At 70.7% G+C, this 14,231-nt stretch carries 17 protein-coding genes; 5 read left to right on the top strand and 12 right to left on the bottom strand.

What is annotated here, in order from left to right; translation table 11 throughout:
- Positions 1-130 precede the first annotated feature (130 nt).
- The gene (locus AB0I68_RS37870) at positions 131-883 is read right to left on the bottom strand and encodes an MBL fold metallo-hydrolase (RefSeq protein ID WP_363181977.1); all 753 of its coding nucleotides are present in this window, start codon (positions 881-883) and stop codon (positions 131-133) included.
- Positions 884-1,088: 205 nt separating this feature from the next.
- On the opposite strand from AB0I68_RS37870, the gene AB0I68_RS37865 reads away from it, so the two are divergent.
- The gene (locus tag AB0I68_RS37865) at positions 1,089-1,508 is read left to right on the top strand and encodes a hypothetical protein (protein WP_363181976.1); all 420 of its coding nucleotides are present in this window, start codon (positions 1,089-1,091) and stop codon (positions 1,506-1,508) included.
- Positions 1,509-1,516: 8 nt separating this feature from the next.
- Positions 1,517-1,870: a DUF488 family protein gene (locus AB0I68_RS37860; protein WP_363181979.1), complete on the top strand. Its 354-nt coding sequence runs from the start codon at positions 1,517-1,519 to the stop codon at positions 1,868-1,870.
- 135 nt (positions 1,871-2,005) lie between these two features.
- Here AB0I68_RS37860 and AB0I68_RS37855 read toward each other — a convergent pair whose 3' ends face one another.
- The 7 genes from AB0I68_RS37855 to clpS form a co-directional block, all read right to left on the bottom strand.
- Positions 2,006-2,956: a cysteine synthase gene (locus AB0I68_RS37855; RefSeq protein ID WP_363181975.1), complete on the bottom strand. Its 951-nt coding sequence runs from the start codon at positions 2,954-2,956 to the stop codon at positions 2,006-2,008.
- Positions 2,956-3,234, bottom strand: a complete 279-nt coding sequence (locus AB0I68_RS37850) for a MoaD/ThiS family protein (protein ID WP_363181973.1) — start codon at positions 3,232-3,234, stop codon at positions 2,956-2,958. Before AB0I68_RS37850 ends, AB0I68_RS37855 begins: the two co-directional genes overlap by 1 nt.
- 80 nt (positions 3,235-3,314) lie before the next feature.
- Entirely contained in the window at positions 3,315-3,422 is a 108-nt protein-coding gene (locus tag AB0I68_RS37845; RefSeq protein WP_324603773.1) for a putative leader peptide, read from the bottom strand.
- Between the two features lie 77 nt (positions 3,423-3,499).
- Positions 3,500-3,922 (bottom strand): M67 family metallopeptidase, encoded by a 423-nt coding sequence (locus AB0I68_RS37840; protein ID WP_363181972.1) that lies wholly within the window; start codon positions 3,920-3,922, stop codon positions 3,500-3,502.
- A 133-nt stretch (positions 3,923-4,055) separates the two neighbouring features.
- Positions 4,056-5,507, bottom strand: coding sequence for an amino acid permease (locus AB0I68_RS37835; protein ID WP_363181971.1), 1,452 nt, complete (start codon positions 5,505-5,507; stop codon positions 4,056-4,058).
- A gap of 394 nt (positions 5,508-5,901) precedes the next feature.
- Entirely contained in the window at positions 5,902-6,519 is a 618-nt protein-coding gene (locus AB0I68_RS37830; RefSeq protein ID WP_363181970.1) for a DUF2017 domain-containing protein, read from the bottom strand.
- Complete coding sequence (gene clpS / locus AB0I68_RS37825; protein ID WP_053784844.1) at positions 6,519-6,833, bottom strand: ATP-dependent Clp protease adapter ClpS; 315 nt, start codon at positions 6,831-6,833, stop codon at positions 6,519-6,521. The genes AB0I68_RS37830 and clpS overlap by 1 nt, the downstream gene beginning before the upstream one ends.
- Positions 6,834-6,914: 81 nt before the next feature.
- Here clpS and AB0I68_RS37820 point away from each other — a divergent pair, with 81 nt between their 5' ends.
- Positions 6,915-8,243 carry a nicotinate phosphoribosyltransferase gene (locus AB0I68_RS37820; RefSeq protein ID WP_363181969.1) on the top strand — a complete coding sequence of 443 codons (1,329 nt, stop codon included), beginning with the start codon at positions 6,915-6,917 and terminating at the stop codon, positions 8,241-8,243.
- A 205-nt stretch (positions 8,244-8,448) separates the two neighbouring features.
- The gene (locus AB0I68_RS37815) at positions 8,449-9,051 is read left to right on the top strand and encodes a nicotinamidase (protein ID WP_363181968.1); all 603 of its coding nucleotides are present in this window, start codon (positions 8,449-8,451) and stop codon (positions 9,049-9,051) included.
- 50 nt (positions 9,052-9,101) lie between these two features.
- Here AB0I68_RS37815 and AB0I68_RS37810 read toward each other — a convergent pair whose 3' ends face one another.
- Complete coding sequence (locus AB0I68_RS37810) at positions 9,102-9,404, bottom strand: hypothetical protein (RefSeq protein WP_363181966.1); 303 nt, start codon at positions 9,402-9,404, stop codon at positions 9,102-9,104.
- 112 nt (positions 9,405-9,516) lie between these two features.
- Complete coding sequence (locus AB0I68_RS37805; protein WP_363181965.1) at positions 9,517-11,928, bottom strand: immune inhibitor A domain-containing protein; 2,412 nt, start codon at positions 11,926-11,928, stop codon at positions 9,517-9,519.
- A 383-nt stretch (positions 11,929-12,311) separates the two neighbouring features.
- Here AB0I68_RS37805 and AB0I68_RS37800 point away from each other — a divergent pair, with 383 nt between their 5' ends.
- Positions 12,312-12,659 carry a hypothetical protein gene (locus AB0I68_RS37800; RefSeq protein ID WP_363181964.1) on the top strand — a complete coding sequence of 116 codons (348 nt, stop codon included), beginning with the start codon at positions 12,312-12,314 and terminating at the stop codon, positions 12,657-12,659.
- A 39-nt stretch (positions 12,660-12,698) separates the two neighbouring features.
- On the opposite strand, the gene AB0I68_RS37795 is transcribed toward AB0I68_RS37800, so the two are convergent.
- Together AB0I68_RS37795 and AB0I68_RS37790 are read right to left on the bottom strand one after the other, a co-directional pair.
- Positions 12,699-13,451, bottom strand: a complete 753-nt coding sequence (locus tag AB0I68_RS37795) for an RDD family protein (RefSeq protein WP_363181963.1) — start codon at positions 13,449-13,451, stop codon at positions 12,699-12,701.
- An 89-nt stretch (positions 13,452-13,540) separates the two neighbouring features.
- The coding region (locus tag AB0I68_RS37790; RefSeq protein ID WP_363181962.1) for an RDD family protein at positions 13,541-14,231 on the bottom strand (691 nt) is incomplete at its 5' end.

Genomic DNA, 14,231 nt, shown 5'->3' with positions numbered 1-14,231 from the left:
ACGCTCGACTGGAGAACCCCAGCCGAGCGCCTGCGTGATCTACTGACAGCCGCGTAAGCCATCAGGTGTTGCGAGGACCCCAAGAATCCGCCGGATGGGAGGGCGGGGGCTTCGCCGTACGTGTCGTACGTCAGACCTCGTAGACGGCGCCCGCGTACGCGAGGTCGACCGGGCCGGCGTAGACCTCGCGGGCGTCGGCAAGGTTCTGGCGGGCGTCGGTCCACGGCGGGATGTGCGTCAGGACGAGCCGGCCGACCCTGCCGCCGCGCGCGAACTCGCCGGCCTCGCGGCCGTTGAGATGGAGGTCCGGGATGTCCTCCTTGCCGTGCGTGAAGGAGGCTTCGCACAGGAACAGGTCCGCGCCCTCGGCGAGCAGCCCCAGCTCGGGGCAGACGCCCGTGTCGCCGGAGTACGTGAGGGAGCGGCCGTCGTGCTCGACGCGGATGCCGTAGGCCTCGACGGGGTGGCTGACCCGCTCGGTGCGGACCGTGAACGGGCCGATCTCGAAGCTGGCGGACTTCAGGGTCCGGAAGTCGAAGACCTCGCTCATGGAGCGCTCGTCGGGGACGTCCTCGTACGCGGTCGCCAGGCGCTTCTCGGTGCCTTCGGGGCCGTAGACGGGGATGGTGCCGCAGCGGCCGCCCTCGTGCCGGTAGTAGCGGGCGACGAAGTAGCCGCACATGTCGATGCAGTGGTCGGCGTGCAGATGGCTCAGGAAGATCGCGTCGAGGTCGTAGAGACCGATGTGGCGCTGAAGCTCGCCGAGGGCGCCGTTGCCCATGTCGAGGAGCAGCCGGAAGCCGTCGGCCTCGACGAGGTAGCTCGAGCAGGCCGATTCCGCGGACGGGAACGACCCCGAGCAGCCGACGACGGTGAGCTTCATGGAGCGAAAACCTCCGGGGACGGTCCGTGGACGGAATGCGGGCCGTGCGTGGGTCGAGCGTAAGGCGCGAAACGTCAGGTCGCTCCTCCGCGGCAGGCCGTTGTGGGGGGAATCACCTGTGCTGTCACCCGGGGGAGCGACGGGGGGCACGGGCGTGCCGGTGCACCGCCGTGCCGGGGTGTTCGGGCGCGGCTACCTTCGGAATATGGACACGTCCTGGTGGCCCGCGGCGGCCGCGCTGGTGGCCGTGGTGCTGGTGGTGCTGGTCGCGGGGCGTCGGCCGGGGATGACCCGGCGGGCCCCGCCGCCGCACGGGCCGGGCGCGCCGCCACGGCCGCAGGCCGGTGAGCTGTGGTGCCTGGCGGACGGGCGGCTGTGCCTGGTGCTGTCGGTGGCGTCCGTACGGGCCCACCGGGTGCGGGTCGCGTGGATCACCGGGAAGTACGACGACCGGCGGGCCGGGGTGATCCCGCTGCCGCCGGGGACGGTGGGGGCGCAGGGCCGGGCGAGCTTCCTGGAGGCGGACCGGCCGGCGGAGGTGTGGGGGTGGGAGTTCCGGAGCCGGCTGGGAGTGCTGGACCCTGCGGTGTGGGACGAGGTCAAGGGACTCGGAGGTGGCGGCTGATGGGGTCGGTGCGGGTGCGGGTGCGGCGGGTCTACGACCCCCCGGAGCCGGAGGCGGACGGCGTACGGGTGCTCGTGGACCGGCTGTGGCCGCGGGGCCTGGCGAAGGCGGCGGCGGGGGTGGACGAGTGGCCGAAGGCGGTGACCCCGTCCGGGGAGCTGCGGAAGTGGTTCCACGGGGGCGGGGGCTCGCCGGAGGAGTTCCGGGCCCGCTTCGAGGCGGAGCTGGCGGCTCCGGACGCGGTGGCGGAGCTGGCCCGGCTGCGTGCGTTGGCCGCGGCGGGCCCGGTCACCCTCCTGACCGCGGTCAGGGATCCCGCCGCAAGTCACGCGGCCATCCTGGCGGATCTCCTGTCCGCCTGACCGCCGCCCGGCCCGCGGTGCGGGGCCCGGCCGGCGCGAGCCCGGTTCCCGGCCGGGTGCCGCGCCCTGCGGCGCGGGAGCCCGGCCGGCCAGGAGCCGACCCCGCGCCTCCGATCCCGAGCCCGGCCCCGGGGCCTACGCCCAGAGTTGGCCCTGGAGGGCCTCGATGGCCTCTTCCGTGGTGGCCGCCGTGTAGACGCCCGTCGACAGGTACTTCCAGCCGCCGTCGGCCACGACGAACACGATGTCCGCCGTTTCGCCGGCGGCCACCGCCTTGCGGCCCACACCGATCGCCGCGTGCAGGGCGGCGCCCGTGGAGACGCCCGCGAAGATGCCCTCGAGTTGCAGGAGTTCGCGCGTGCGCGTCACCGCGTCCGCCGAGCCCACCGAGAAGCGGGTCGTCAGGACCGAGGCGTCGTACAGCTCCGGGACGAAGCCCTCGTCCAGGTTGCGCAGGCCGTAGACCAGGTCGTCGTAGCGGGGCTCCGCTGCGACGATCTTGATGCCCTCGACGTGCTCGCGCAGGTAGCGGCCGACGCCCATCAGGGTGCCCGTCGTGCCCAGGCCCGCCACGAAGTGGGTGATCGAGGGGAGGTCCCGCAGGATCTCGGGACCGGTCGTCGCGTAGTGGGCGCCCGCGTTGTCCGGGTTTCCGTACTGGTAGAGCATCACCCAGTCGGGGTGCTCCGCCGCCAGCTCCTTGGCCACCCGTACCGCGGTGTTCGATCCGCCCGCCGCCGGCGACGAGATGATCTCCGCTCCCCACATGGCCAGCAGGTCACGGCGTTCCTGGCTCGTGTTCTCCGGCATGACGCACACGATCCGGTAGCCCTTGAGCTTGGCGGCCATCGCGAGCGAGATGCCGGTGTTGCCCGAGGTCGGCTCCAGGATGGTGCAGCCGGGGGTCAGCCTGCCGTCCTTCTCGGCCTGCTCGACCATGTGGAGCGCGGGGCGGTCCTTGATCGAGCCGGTCGGGTTCCGGTCCTCCAGCTTGGCCCAGATGCGGACGTCGTCCGAGGGCGACAGGCGGGGCAGCCGGACGAGCGGCGTGTTGCCGACCGCGGCCAGCGGGGAGTCGTAGCGCATCAGACGGAGCCGCCGGCGACCGCCGGGAGGATGGTGACGCTGTCGCCGTCGTTGAGGGCGGTGGAGATGCCGTCGAGGAAGCGGACGTCCTCGTCGTTGAGGTAGACGTTCACGAAGCGGCGCAGCTTGCCGCCGTCGACGATGCGCTCCTCGATGCCCTTGTGGCGCGTTTCGAGGTCCGCGAAGAGCTCGGACAGCGTGGCGCCCTCACCGTTGACGGCCTTCTCGCCGTCGGTGTAGGTGCGGAGGATGGTGGGGATGCGGACCTCGATGGCCATGGCAGGCTCCAGTTGTGAAGTAAAGCGGGAGGGCGTAAGGGCGCGCGGCGCATGGGCCCCCGCGCGAGGGGCCGTGGTGCTCAGGCGGCAGGACAGATGCTGCTGGCGAGGCGGCACAGGTCGACGTGCAGCCGCGCCACAAGCAGCAGCCTGCCGGGCGTCTCGATGCTCACGTCATGGGGAACCATGCGGTCATGTTAACGATTCCCGGCCCCCCGTTTGGAGTGTGATCCCGCATTGTGGACGAAAACCGCCCACATCGTGGTCAGTAGGCCTCGACGACCTGCACTTCCTCCTCGGTGATGACGCCGTCGACGATCCGGTACGACCGGAACTGGAACTCCCCGAGGCCGTCGGTGTCCGCCGTCGAGACCAGCACGTAGTGCGCGCCGGGCTCGTTCGCGTACGTGATGTCCGTACGGGAGGGGTAGGCCTCGGTCGCGGTGTGCGAGTGGTAGACGATCACGGGCTCCTCGTCCCGGTCGTCGAGCTCCCGGTAGAGCTTCAGCAGATCCTTCGAGTCGAACTCGTAGAACGTGGGCGAGCGGGCCGCGTTGAGCATCGGGATGAACCGCTCGGGGCGGTCGGTGCCCGCCGGCCCGGCCACGACGCCGCACGCCTCGTCCGGGTGGTCCTTGCGGGCGTGCTCGACGATCTGGTCGTACAGCGCCTGGGTAAGGGTCAGCATGAGCGACAGGATAAGCAGACGGGCCCTTCCGTACCGAGATGCGGTACGGAAGGGCCCGGATGCTGGACACAGGGTCCGTGGGGCCTCGGTTCCCGGCCGTGACGGGCGGCCGGGAACCGGAGGGAGGAGCCGGTCAGGGGGCCGGCTGGGAGACCTTGTTGAAGGCGGCGCCGCTCGGGTTGCGCTTCTTGAGCACCAGGTACGAGACGCCGAGGATCAGGCCCCACAGCGGGGCGCAGTACAGCGAGACGCGGGAGTCCTTGTCGATGCCCATCATCACGATGACCACGCCGATGAAGACCAGCGCGAACCAGCTCGTCCAGGGCGCGCCGGGCGCCTTGAACGGGGACGCGGGCAGCTCGCCGCGGTTCACCTTGGCTCGGTAGACGATCTGGCAGACCAGGATCATGATCCAGGCCCACATGCCGGAGATGGTGGCGAAGGAGACGACGTAGTCGAAGGCCTTGCCCGGGGCGACGTAGTTGATCCAGACGCCCACCAGCATCAGCCCGGCGGAGAAGGTGGTGCCGACCAGCGGGGTGCCGCTCTTGGTCAGCTTGGTGAAGACCTTCGGGCCCTGGCCGTTGAGCGCGAGGTCGCGCAGCATGCGGCCGGTGGAGTACATGCCCGAGTTGCAGGAGGACAGGGCGGCGGTCAGGACGACGAAGTTGACGATCGCGGCGCCGAGGCCGAGGCCCATCTTCTCGAAGGCCAGCACGAACGGGCTCTCGCCCGCCTTGAAGTTGGACCACGGGATGACCGACATGATCATGATGAGGGCGCCGACGTAGAAGACGGCGATGCGCCACGGCACGGTGTTGATGGCCTTGGGCAGCGTCTTCTCGGGGTCCTTGGACTCGCCGGCGGTGACGCCGACCAGCTCGACCGCGAGGAAGGCGAACATCACGATCTGCAGGGTCATCAGCGTCTCGCCGATGCCGTTCGGGAAGAAGCCGCGGTCGTTCCACAGGTTGGAGACGGAGGCGGTGCCGGCGGCGTCGGAGAAGCCGATGGTGAGCACGCCGGCGCAGATCAGGATCATGCCGACGATGGCGGTGACCTTGACCATGGAGAACCAGAACTCGAGCTCACCGAAGAGCTTCACGGAGATCAGGTTGGCGGTGTAGAGGATGACCGTGAAGATCAGCGCGTAGGCCCACTGCGGGAAGCTGTCGTGGGTCCAGTACGACATGTACTTGGCCGCCGCGGTCACCTCGGTGATGCCGGTGACGACCCAGAAGAGCCAGTACGTCCAGCCGGTCGCGTACCCCCAGAACGGGCCGAGGAACTGGCGGGCGTAGTCCGAGAAGGAGCCCGAGACCGGGCGGTACATCAGCAGCTCGCCCAGGGCGCGCATGATGAAGAAGATGACCAGGCCCGCGATGGCGTAGGCCAGGATCAGGCTCGGGCCGGCCTTCGAGATCGCCTTGCCGGCGCCCAGGAAGAGGCCGGTGCCGATGGCTCCGCCGATCGCGATCATCTGGATCTGGCGGGCTCCGAGTGCGCGGTGGTAACCCTCGCCGCCCTCGGTCGCGGCGCCCTCGCCGGGCGTCCTGTCGTGCTGCTCGACCTGCACAGAGGTCATGTCTTGGTGCGCCTTTCTCCACGCCGACCCGCGCCTTCGAAGGCTGCGGATCGGGTCCTCGATCCCCCCGGATACGGATGGAGTTGCACCCGGCGGTCAGCCGGTTCAAGCAGGCCGGGGGACATGGGTGGCGCCCCGTCGGCGGTCGTGAAGATCTATCACGGGCTTACGGGGCACCGAGGCGCGGAAAAGTGACCTGGGACACATGAAATTCAGGACAGAGATCCTGAAATACATCAGATCACCGCATGGCGGTGATCTGATCGTTATCCGGATTTGAGCGTCCGCTGAGCGAACAGTGTTCGCCTTTGAGGCTTTCCTGAGGGTTCCGTGGCTTCTCGGACGGTTCGCAGAGGGTCCGCGGGGGGGTCCGCGGGGGGTCCGCGGCGCGTTCTCAGAGGGTTTCGATGAGCGTTTCCTGGAGGCCGCCGAGCCAGAGGTAGGCCATCACCATCGGCTTGCGCGGGTCGTCGTCCGGCAGCCGGAAGAGCATCGCGCTCTCGTCGTCCTCGGTGATGTCGAGGCGGGCCGCGATGGTCAGGCGCAGGTCGTTGAGCGCGCCCAGCCAGCGCAGCGGGAGCTCTCCGGTGAGCTCCAGCGCGGCCGCCCCGTCGGCGCCGGGGGTGAGCCCGTCCAGGCTGCGTACGACGGCCAGCGCGTTCTCCCGCTTGCGGGTGCGCAGGTCGTTCTCGGTGAAGCGGCGGAATTCCGCCGACCGGGCGGCGAGCTCCTCCGGGTCCACGCCCTGGTCCTCGGGGCCGGGGCCGCCGTAGGCGTCGGGGAAGAGCCGGATCAGCGCGGGGTCGGAGGGGCGCTCGGTGGGCCCCTGGTTGCCCTCGGCGAACAGCACGGCCAGCGGGTCGGCGTCCTCGTCGGGCTCGGGGGCGCCCGGGCCGATGAGCTCCAGCAGCTGGACGGCCAGGGAGCGCAGGATGGAGATCTCGATCTCGTCCAGCCTGACGGCGGCGCCGCCGTCCTTGCGGGGTTCGAACATCCCGGCGGACCGCCCCATCAGATGCGGTCCTGGGAGAGGGTCGCCCACAGGCCGTAGCCGTGCATGGCCTGCACGTCGCGCTCCATTTCCTCGCGGGTGCCGCTGGACACGACCGCCCGCCCCTTGTGGTGGACGTCGAGCATCAGCTTGTGCGCCTTGTCCTTCGAATAGCCGAAGTACGCCTGGAACACGTACGTCACGTAGCTCATGAGGTTGACCGGGTCGTTGTGCACCAGGGTCACCCAGGGAACGTCGGGTTCTGGGACCGCGAAGGTCTCTTCGGCCGACTCGGTGCGTTCGATCTCAATGGGAGCAACACTCACTTGTCCCATGCTGCCACTGTGACCGGCCGGTCGCACAAACGGGCCCCGACATCTCGTCACTTTGACGAGATGTGCGCTACCATCCGTGACATGAACCCTGCGGATCTGGGCCTGCCGGTGGACGTGCCGTCGACAGCGCTCTTCACGGATCATTACGAGCTCACGATGCTGCAGGCCGCCCTGGCGAACGGCACCGCCGACCGCCGGTCGGTCTTCGAGGTCTTCACCCGGCGGCTGCCCGAGGGGCGCCGCTACGGGGTGGTGGCCGGCACCGGCCGCGTCCTGGACGCGGTGGAGAACTTCCGCTTCGACAGCGCGGTGCTGGAGTTCCTGCGCGAGCGGGCCGTCGTCGACATGCGGACCCTGGACTGGCTGTCCTCGTACCGCTTCTCGGGCGACATCTGGGGCTACCCGGAGGGCGAGGTCTACTTCCCCGGCTCGCCGGTCCTGCGCGTCGAGGGCAGCTTCGCCGAGTGCGTGCTGCTGGAGACCGTGGTCCTGTCGATCCTGAACCACGACTCGGCGATCGCGGCCGCCGCCTCCCGGATGGCCTCGGCCGCCGGCGAGCGGCCGCTGATCGAGATGGGCGCGCGGCGCACCCACGAGCTGGCCGCGGTGGCGGCCTCGCGCGCCGCGTACGTCGGCGGCTTCACCTCCACCTCGGACCTGGCGGCGGGCTTCCGGTACGGGATCCCGACGGTCGGGACCTCGGCGCACGCCTTCACGCTGGTGCACGACACCGAGCGGGACGCGTTCCAGGCCCAGGTGGCCTCGCTGGGCAGCGGGACCACCCTGCTGGTGGACACGTACGACGTGGCGGAGGCGGTGCGGACGGCCGTCGAGGTCGCCGGTACGGGGCTGGGGGCGGTCCGGATCGACTCCGGCGACCTGCTGCTGGTCGCGCACCGGGTGCGGCAGCAGCTGGACGAGCTCGGGGCGACCGGGACGAAGATCGTGGTCACCTCCGACCTGGACGAGTACGCCATCGCCTCGCTCGCGGCGGCACCCGTGGACGCGTACGGGGTCGGCACGCAGCTGGTGACGGGCAGCGGGCACCCGACGTGCTCGATGGTCTACAAGCTGGTGGCGCGGGCGGCGTCGGCGGACCCCAAGGCTCCGCTGGTGCCGGTGGCGAAGAAGTCCTCCGGCGGCAAGACCTCGATCGGCGGCCGCAAGTGGGCCGCGCGCCGGGTCGACTCGGACGGGGTCGCGGAGGCGGAGGTCGTCGGGACCGGGCCGGTCCCGAACGCCCTCGCCGACCGGCAGCTGCTGGTCGAGCTGGTCAAGGCCGGCGAGGTGGTCGCCCGCGAGTCCCTGGAGGCGCCCCGCGACCGCCACCGCGAGGCCCGCGCCGGGCTCCCGCTGTCCGCGACGCAGCTGTCGCGCGGCGAGCCCGTGATCCCGACCGAGTACGCGTAGCGGTACCCGGGGCCCTGCGGGGCCGCCCCCGGCCCGCCCCTCTCGCGCTCACCCGGTCGCGGCTGCGGCCCCGCGCGGGCGCGCCGCCGCCCCGGGACCCGCCGGCGCGTGCGGGCCGGGTCCGGGCGGAGCCCGGTTTCGGGAAGGGGCGGGGCGGGGGAAGAGCCCGCGCAGCGGCAACCACGACAACCGAAGGACACGCGACATGCACCGCGCACTGATCGTCGTCGACGTACAGAACGACTTCTGCGAAGGCGGCAGCCTCGCGGTCACCGGAGGGGCCGACGTCGCCGCCGCGATCACCGAGCTGATCGGGCAGGCCACGGCCGGCTACCGGCACGTCGTCGCCACCCGCGACCACCACATCGATCCCGGGTCGCACTTCGCGCACCCCCCGGCCGAGCCGGACTACGAGACCTCCTGGCCGGTGCACTGCGTCGCCGGCACCGAGGGCGTCGGGTTCCACCCGAACTTCGCGCCCGCGGTCGCCTCCGGGGCCGTCGCCGCCGTCTTCGACAAGGGCGCGTACGAGGCCGCGTACAGCGGGTTCGAGGGCGCCGACGAGAACGGCACCCCGCTCGCCCAGTGGCTGCGCGACCGGCAGGTGACCGAGGTCGACGTCGTCGGGATCGCCACCGACCACTGCGTGCGGGCCACGGCCCTCGACGCCGCCCGCGCCGGCTTCGCCACCCGCGTGCTGCTGGACCTGACGGCCGCCGTGGCCCCCCACACCGCCGCGCGGGCGGTGGAGGAGCTCCGGTCGGCCGGGGTCCGGCTCGTCGGCGAGAGCCCCTGCCAGGCCCCCTGACGGCCCCGGCGGCCGCGCGGGTGGCCAGGCAGGCCCGGGACACCCCCTAGCTAGTGGCCCAGCAGGGCGCGGATCGGGTGCCAGAGCTCCTGGGCCCGGTCCGGGGCGCCGCGCCACAGCAGGCCGTCCGGGTGGTGCAGGACGGCCGTGACCTCGTCCGGGGTGGGCGGCTGCGCGTTGCCGCGCAGGTACACCGCCCGCATGCCGAGGTTCCGCAGCCTGGTCAGGGCGCGGGCCCGGTTCGCGGCGTGCACCAGCACGCGGACGTTTCCGCTCTCGCCGGACGGCCTCGGCAGCGTGAGCGCGACCACCACGCTGCCGCCTGGCAATCTGACGAAACCTCCACCGGGCATGATCTTCAGCTCCCCCGTCAATAAGACAACTCGCACCCGCATCTAAACGCGATCGGCCGCCGCCCGCTAGAGGGCGACGGCCGATCATGCTTTGACCTGCGGGTTTGCCGAATTACTTGGCGGCGGGCCCGACCTCGATCGTCATATGGAGACCGTCGTACGTCTCCTTGGCGATCTTGATCTTGGTGTTGGTGTCAGCGACCTTCACCGAACCGGTCGGGTTCTCGTCGTAGTAGTACTTGCCCTTGTGGTCGTCGAAGACCAGGTTCGCGGGCTTCGGCTTCAGGAACAGCGCCTCACCGTTCTTGTGCAGGGTGAAGGCGTCCGTCGAGTACGCGCTGAACGGCGCGTCGTACGGCTGGATCTTGTTCCGCAGCAGGGTGCCGTCCGACCACTTCATCGGCTTGGCGTTGGCGTCGATCGGCAGGATCTGACCCGAGCCGGGGTGCACGCTCGTGTTGTTGTCCTTCTGGGACTTGTCCCACAGCCAGATCAGCAGGCCGTCCTGGTACGGGTAGTGCTCGACCCAGCCCGGCTTGGAGTTGGCCCAGCCGAAGTTGTACGGGCCCACCTTGAGGGTGGAGTCGTACGAGACGTAGCGGCGGTTCTCCGCGATGTAGTACTGCGGGTACTCCTTGATGAAGCCGGAGCCGACCCGGGAGAAGCCCTTGCCGGTCCAGCCGTTGTCGCCGTTCTCGGCGCCGTCGGTGAACAGGGTCTGGCCGTCCGCGGTGATCGCGAGGGCGTCGGCCGTGAAGCCCTTGCCGCCCGCGCCGCCGTCCGTCTGGTAGCGGAAGCGGAGGTCGATCTTCTTGCCGGCGTAGGCGTCGAGCGGGAACTTCAGGTCCTGCCAGCCGCCGGAGGCGTCGGTCAGACCGGCGTTGCCCGCGGCGTCGGCCGGGATGGCCTTGCCGTTGGCCGTGCCGCCGAGGACGGTCCAGGTGGCGCCGCCGTCGGTGGACACCTCGGTGTAGAGGTAGTCGAAGTCCTTCTCGATGTCCCACCAGCCCTTGAGGGACAGCGCGGCGGAGGACTTGCCGGTCAGGTCGACCGTGCGGGTGAGGGTGTTCTTGAGGTTGTCACCCATGTTGCTCCACCACTGCGAGGAGCCCTCGGCGGGAGCGACGATGTCGGTCTTGACCTGCTTTTTCGGCAGCTCGACAAGCAGCGCCTGCTTGTCCTTGGTGTTGTAAGCCGACACACCGAGCTTGTGCGTGGACTTCGTCGCGGCCTTGGCCGTGTCGAAGTTCAGCCAGCCCAGCTGGAGCTTGCTCCAGGCGTCCATGTCGCCCGGAACGTTGCCTATGGAGTCCTTGCCGTCACCGAGCCAGGAGCCGGCCGACATCAGCGACCAGAAGCCGACCGAGTTGTCGCCGCCACCGGTGGTGTCGTAGAGGTCCGGCAGACCGAGGTCGTGGCCGTACTCGTGCGCGAAGACGCCGAGGCCGCCGTTCTCCGGCTGCATCGTGTAGTCGCCGACCCAGATGCCGGTGTCGCCGATCTGGGTACCGCCGGCCTTGTTGTTGGCCGGGCCGGTCTTGCCCGCGTCGGTGCCGTAGGCGTACCAGCGGTGCGCCCACAGTGCGTTGGTGCCCTGGACGCCGCCGCCGGCCGACTCGTCCTCGCCCGCGTGGACGATCTGGAAGTGGTCGATGTAGCCGTCGGGCTCGTTGAAGTTGCCGTCGCCGTCGTAGTCGTTGCGGTCCCACTGGTCGTACTGCGCCAGCGTGGCCTTGATCTCGGCGTCGGTCTTGCCGGCCTTCTTCTGGGCGTCGACCCACGCGTTGACGCCGTCGCGGACGGTGTCCCACACGTTGGCGCAGTTGGTCTGACCGCAGTAGTTCGAGCCGTAACGGGCCTCGTTGTTCGGGATCTTGACCCAGTCGGAGACCTGGCCGTCGACCGAGTAGCGACCCGAGGAGGTCTTCTCGTAGTAGGTCTTCAGCGAGTCCTTGCCCTTGCCGGTACCGAAGTACAGGTCCTGGAAGTAGTCGCGGCTGAAGTCCTTGCGCCAGGCCGTGCTGTTGTTGTTGGCACGGTCGGGCTGCGCGATGGTGTTGTGCAGCGGACCGGGGGTGCCGCCGTACTTCGGTACCGCCGGCTTGGGGCCGTCCGGACCGTCCGGGTCGAACATGGTCGTGTTGTCGACCTGGTCGCCGAACTCGACGAGGATCGTGAAGATCTTGTCGGTCTTCTCGCGGCCGAGCTCGACGTACTTCTTGTCGTCGAGCTTGACGACCTTGGAGGCGCCGCGCTGCTCGACGGTCTTCTTGCCCGCCAGCACCTGGTCAAGGGCGGCTTCACGGGCCTGGGCCTGCTGGTCGCTGAACGGGCCCTTCAGATTGTGCTCGACCTGCTCCTTCGCCGGAGCGGTCGGGTCCTGGCGCTCCGCGGCGGCCGTGGTCAACGGCGCTTCGGAAGCCTGGGCAGTGACGAGGAAGGCGCCGGAGGCCGCAGTTGCGGCCAGGGTCACACCGACGGCTGCGGCACGCAGCGCTCGTCGAGGCCTGGAATTGCTGGTCACTTGATGTCGTTCCCCTCCCGCGGCCGCGACACAGGTCGGAACATCTCCATAGGAGCGGGGGGTTCCGCGCGGCGCGCGTCTCAAGTGACGACATTTGACCGGAGAGTCGAAAGAAAAGACAGACCTTGACTTGTTCCTTACAACTGCACTATGCGGTCAGGTAGTTCCGGTATGCGGACGTTCCTCTGCCATATAGGACGAAGGGCGCGTCCTGACCGCACTGTGGGACGGGGAATGAACCCGTGCGCCCCCCATGCTCCGGGCACCGTGGGTTAGGTCACGCTTACTGGCGGTTCCGCTCGGGAATCCCCCGACGTAGAGTCCCTTGACGCGCGACCAAGTTGAGCAGACTCCCCCTCCCCGCCTTGAGGACGGATACCGCCATGCCGCGTCCGACTGCCGCCCAGCTGTTCTACGGGTCCGCCACCGTCGTCGTGTCGACGATCGCCATGCTGCTGCTCTCGCAGACGAGTACCGGGTTCGGGGTCGCCGTCATCGCCACGGCCGCGCTGGCCCTCGGACTGCTCGTCGCGCTCACCGCCGCGAACCCCCGCCGCCGCGGCCGGCACGCGGCCCCCGCCGGAGCCGCCGCCCGTACCCCCGGCGTTTCCCCCGGTGTTGCCGAAATCACGCCCGAGACGACGCACGAGCCGGTCCCCGCGGACGCGACGGCGGCCGCCCGGGTGCCTGAACCCCGGGCGGCCGCCGTCGAACAGCCGGTGCACCACTGAGCCGTACGCCGCCCAGCCGTATGCCGGTGCTTCCCGTCGCTACGCCGCCGCACGCACCACCACGGTCTTGCCCACCTTGTCGTGAAGTCCCTGCTTGTACGGCTTGTCCACGAGGATCGACACGATCAGCACGAGCTCCCACAGGCAGGGGCAGCAGAGGAGCGCCGGCAGCCAGAGCATGGCGGCGCGGGCGAGAGCCGGGCTGGACTGCGGGACACTGCCGTCGTTGAGCATCGCGACGCGCAGCCCGAGCGCCTTCTTGCCGATGGTCCTGCCGTCCTTCTTGGTGAACCACCAGTCGTAGCCGACGAACAGGACGATCGAGATCAGCGTCATGACCAGGCCGCTGCCGCTGTACGACTTGGTGAAGACCTCGCTGACGTCCTCCCCCTTGTTCGTCTCGACCGTGTACCGCCTGGTGCCGAACGCCAGCTGGATGAGGAACAGCGGCACGACCACGATGACCACGTCGATGATGCGGGCCAGGAGCCGCTTGCCGAAGTCGGCCAGCGGGGGCATCCCCGCGAGCGGATCGGGCATGCCGCCGCCACCGCCGTACGGCTCACCCGGGCCGGCGCCGTGCGGAGGCGGCGGGGGCGGGAATCCGCCGCCCGCACCGCCGCCGTAGGGGCCTCCCGGCGGCGGAGGCGGGGTGCCGCCCGGCGGCGGGGCCGGACCTCCCGGCGGCGGGCCGTACGGCGAACCGCCCGACGGAGGCGTCGGTTCCTGGGGCTTCTTGAGGAACGGGTCGTCCTCGGGCGGCTGGCCCGGCGGCGGCTGATCGGTACTCATGGCCCGAGTCGAACCCGGCTCCGCGAACCCCGCAACGGGACGGCGTCCGTTCGGGGGAAGGCGCCCCCGGCGGACCCCCTGGCCGGGCCTCAGCGGGCCACGTACGTCTCGGCCGCCCGGTCGTGCCAGCCCCGGCGGCGGGGGCGGTCCACGAGGCACCAGAGGCTGCCGGGCAGCCCGAGGAACGCGTACACCAGCCAGCGGCCCAGGGCCGCGCCGAACGTGGGCGGGCGGAGCGTGACGGCGGACAGCACCCGGACCCCGAGGAGCTTCTTGCCCGGGGTGCGGCCCCAGCGGGCGGTGGGCAGCGCCTCGTAGAACACCCCGAAGAGCAGTACGGCGCCCAGGACGAGGCCCAGGTATCCGGCGATGGTGGCGTCGAACAGCCACACGGTGGTGGTCCGGCCGCTGCCCTTCGCGGCGTCGACCTTGGCCTCGAGGTGGGCGGTGGCCTCGGGGACGAGGGGCCGGGCGGCCGCCGCCGCGACCGCGGCGAACACGAGGGTGTCGAGCGCGCGGGCCACGGCTCTGCGGAAGAGCCCGGCGGGGCGGACCGCCCGCTCCGCCATCTGCTCGAACACGGCCCGCTCGGTGGGCCGGGAGGTGGCGGCGGCAGCCGGTGCGGCGGTGGCGGCGGCGGGAGCCGCGGGTGCGGTCGCCCGGCGGGGGGCCGCCGCGGAGGCCGCGCCCCGGCCGGCCGCGGCGATGCGGCGACCACGGGCGTGCCGTCGTTCCAGGCGAGGGCGGCGTGGAGGAAGGCGCTGCCCGGGGTGCAGGGGA

This window comes from Streptomyces sp. NPDC050448, from assembly GCF_040655295.1.
Classification (GTDB): domain Bacteria; phylum Actinomycetota; class Actinomycetes; order Streptomycetales; family Streptomycetaceae; genus Streptomyces.
The sequence above is the reverse complement of the archived record's forward strand: the minus strand, read 5'-3'. Positions and strand labels throughout refer to the sequence as shown.

Coding starts and splice junctions, on each gene's coding strand:
- AB0I68_RS37870 (WP_363181977.1), bottom strand. CDS start 883: ATGAAGCTCACCGTCGTCGGCTGCTCGGGGTCGTTCCCGTCCGCGGAA.
- AB0I68_RS37865 (WP_363181976.1), top strand. CDS start 1,089: ATGGACACGTCCTGGTGGCCCGCGGCGGCCGCGCTGGTGGCCGTGGTG.
- AB0I68_RS37855 (WP_363181975.1), bottom strand. CDS start 2,956: ATGCGCTACGACTCCCCGCTGGCCGCGGTCGGCAACACGCCGCTCGTC.
- AB0I68_RS37850 (WP_363181973.1), bottom strand. CDS start 3,234: ATGGCCATCGAGGTCCGCATCCCCACCATCCTCCGCACCTACACCGAC.
- AB0I68_RS37845 (WP_324603773.1), bottom strand. CDS start 3,422: ATGGTTCCCCATGACGTGAGCATCGAGACGCCCGGCAGGCTGCTGCTT.
- AB0I68_RS37840 (WP_363181972.1), bottom strand. CDS start 3,922: ATGCTGACCCTTACCCAGGCGCTGTACGACCAGATCGTCGAGCACGCC.
- AB0I68_RS37835 (WP_363181971.1), bottom strand. CDS start 5,507: ATGACCTCTGTGCAGGTCGAGCAGCACGACAGGACGCCCGGCGAGGGC.
- AB0I68_RS37830 (WP_363181970.1), bottom strand. CDS start 6,519: ATGGGGCGGTCCGCCGGGATGTTCGAACCCCGCAAGGACGGCGGCGCC.
- clpS (WP_053784844.1), bottom strand. CDS start 6,833: ATGGGACAAGTGAGTGTTGCTCCCATTGAGATCGAACGCACCGAGTCG.
- AB0I68_RS37820 (WP_363181969.1), top strand. CDS start 6,915: ATGAACCCTGCGGATCTGGGCCTGCCGGTGGACGTGCCGTCGACAGCG.
- AB0I68_RS37815 (WP_363181968.1), top strand. CDS start 8,449: ATGCACCGCGCACTGATCGTCGTCGACGTACAGAACGACTTCTGCGAA.
- AB0I68_RS37810 (WP_363181966.1), bottom strand. CDS start 9,404: ATGCCCGGTGGAGGTTTCGTCAGATTGCCAGGCGGCAGCGTGGTGGTC.
- AB0I68_RS37800 (WP_363181964.1), top strand. CDS start 12,312: ATGCCGCGTCCGACTGCCGCCCAGCTGTTCTACGGGTCCGCCACCGTC.
- AB0I68_RS37795 (WP_363181963.1), bottom strand. CDS start 13,451: ATGAGTACCGATCAGCCGCCGCCGGGCCAGCCGCCCGAGGACGACCCG.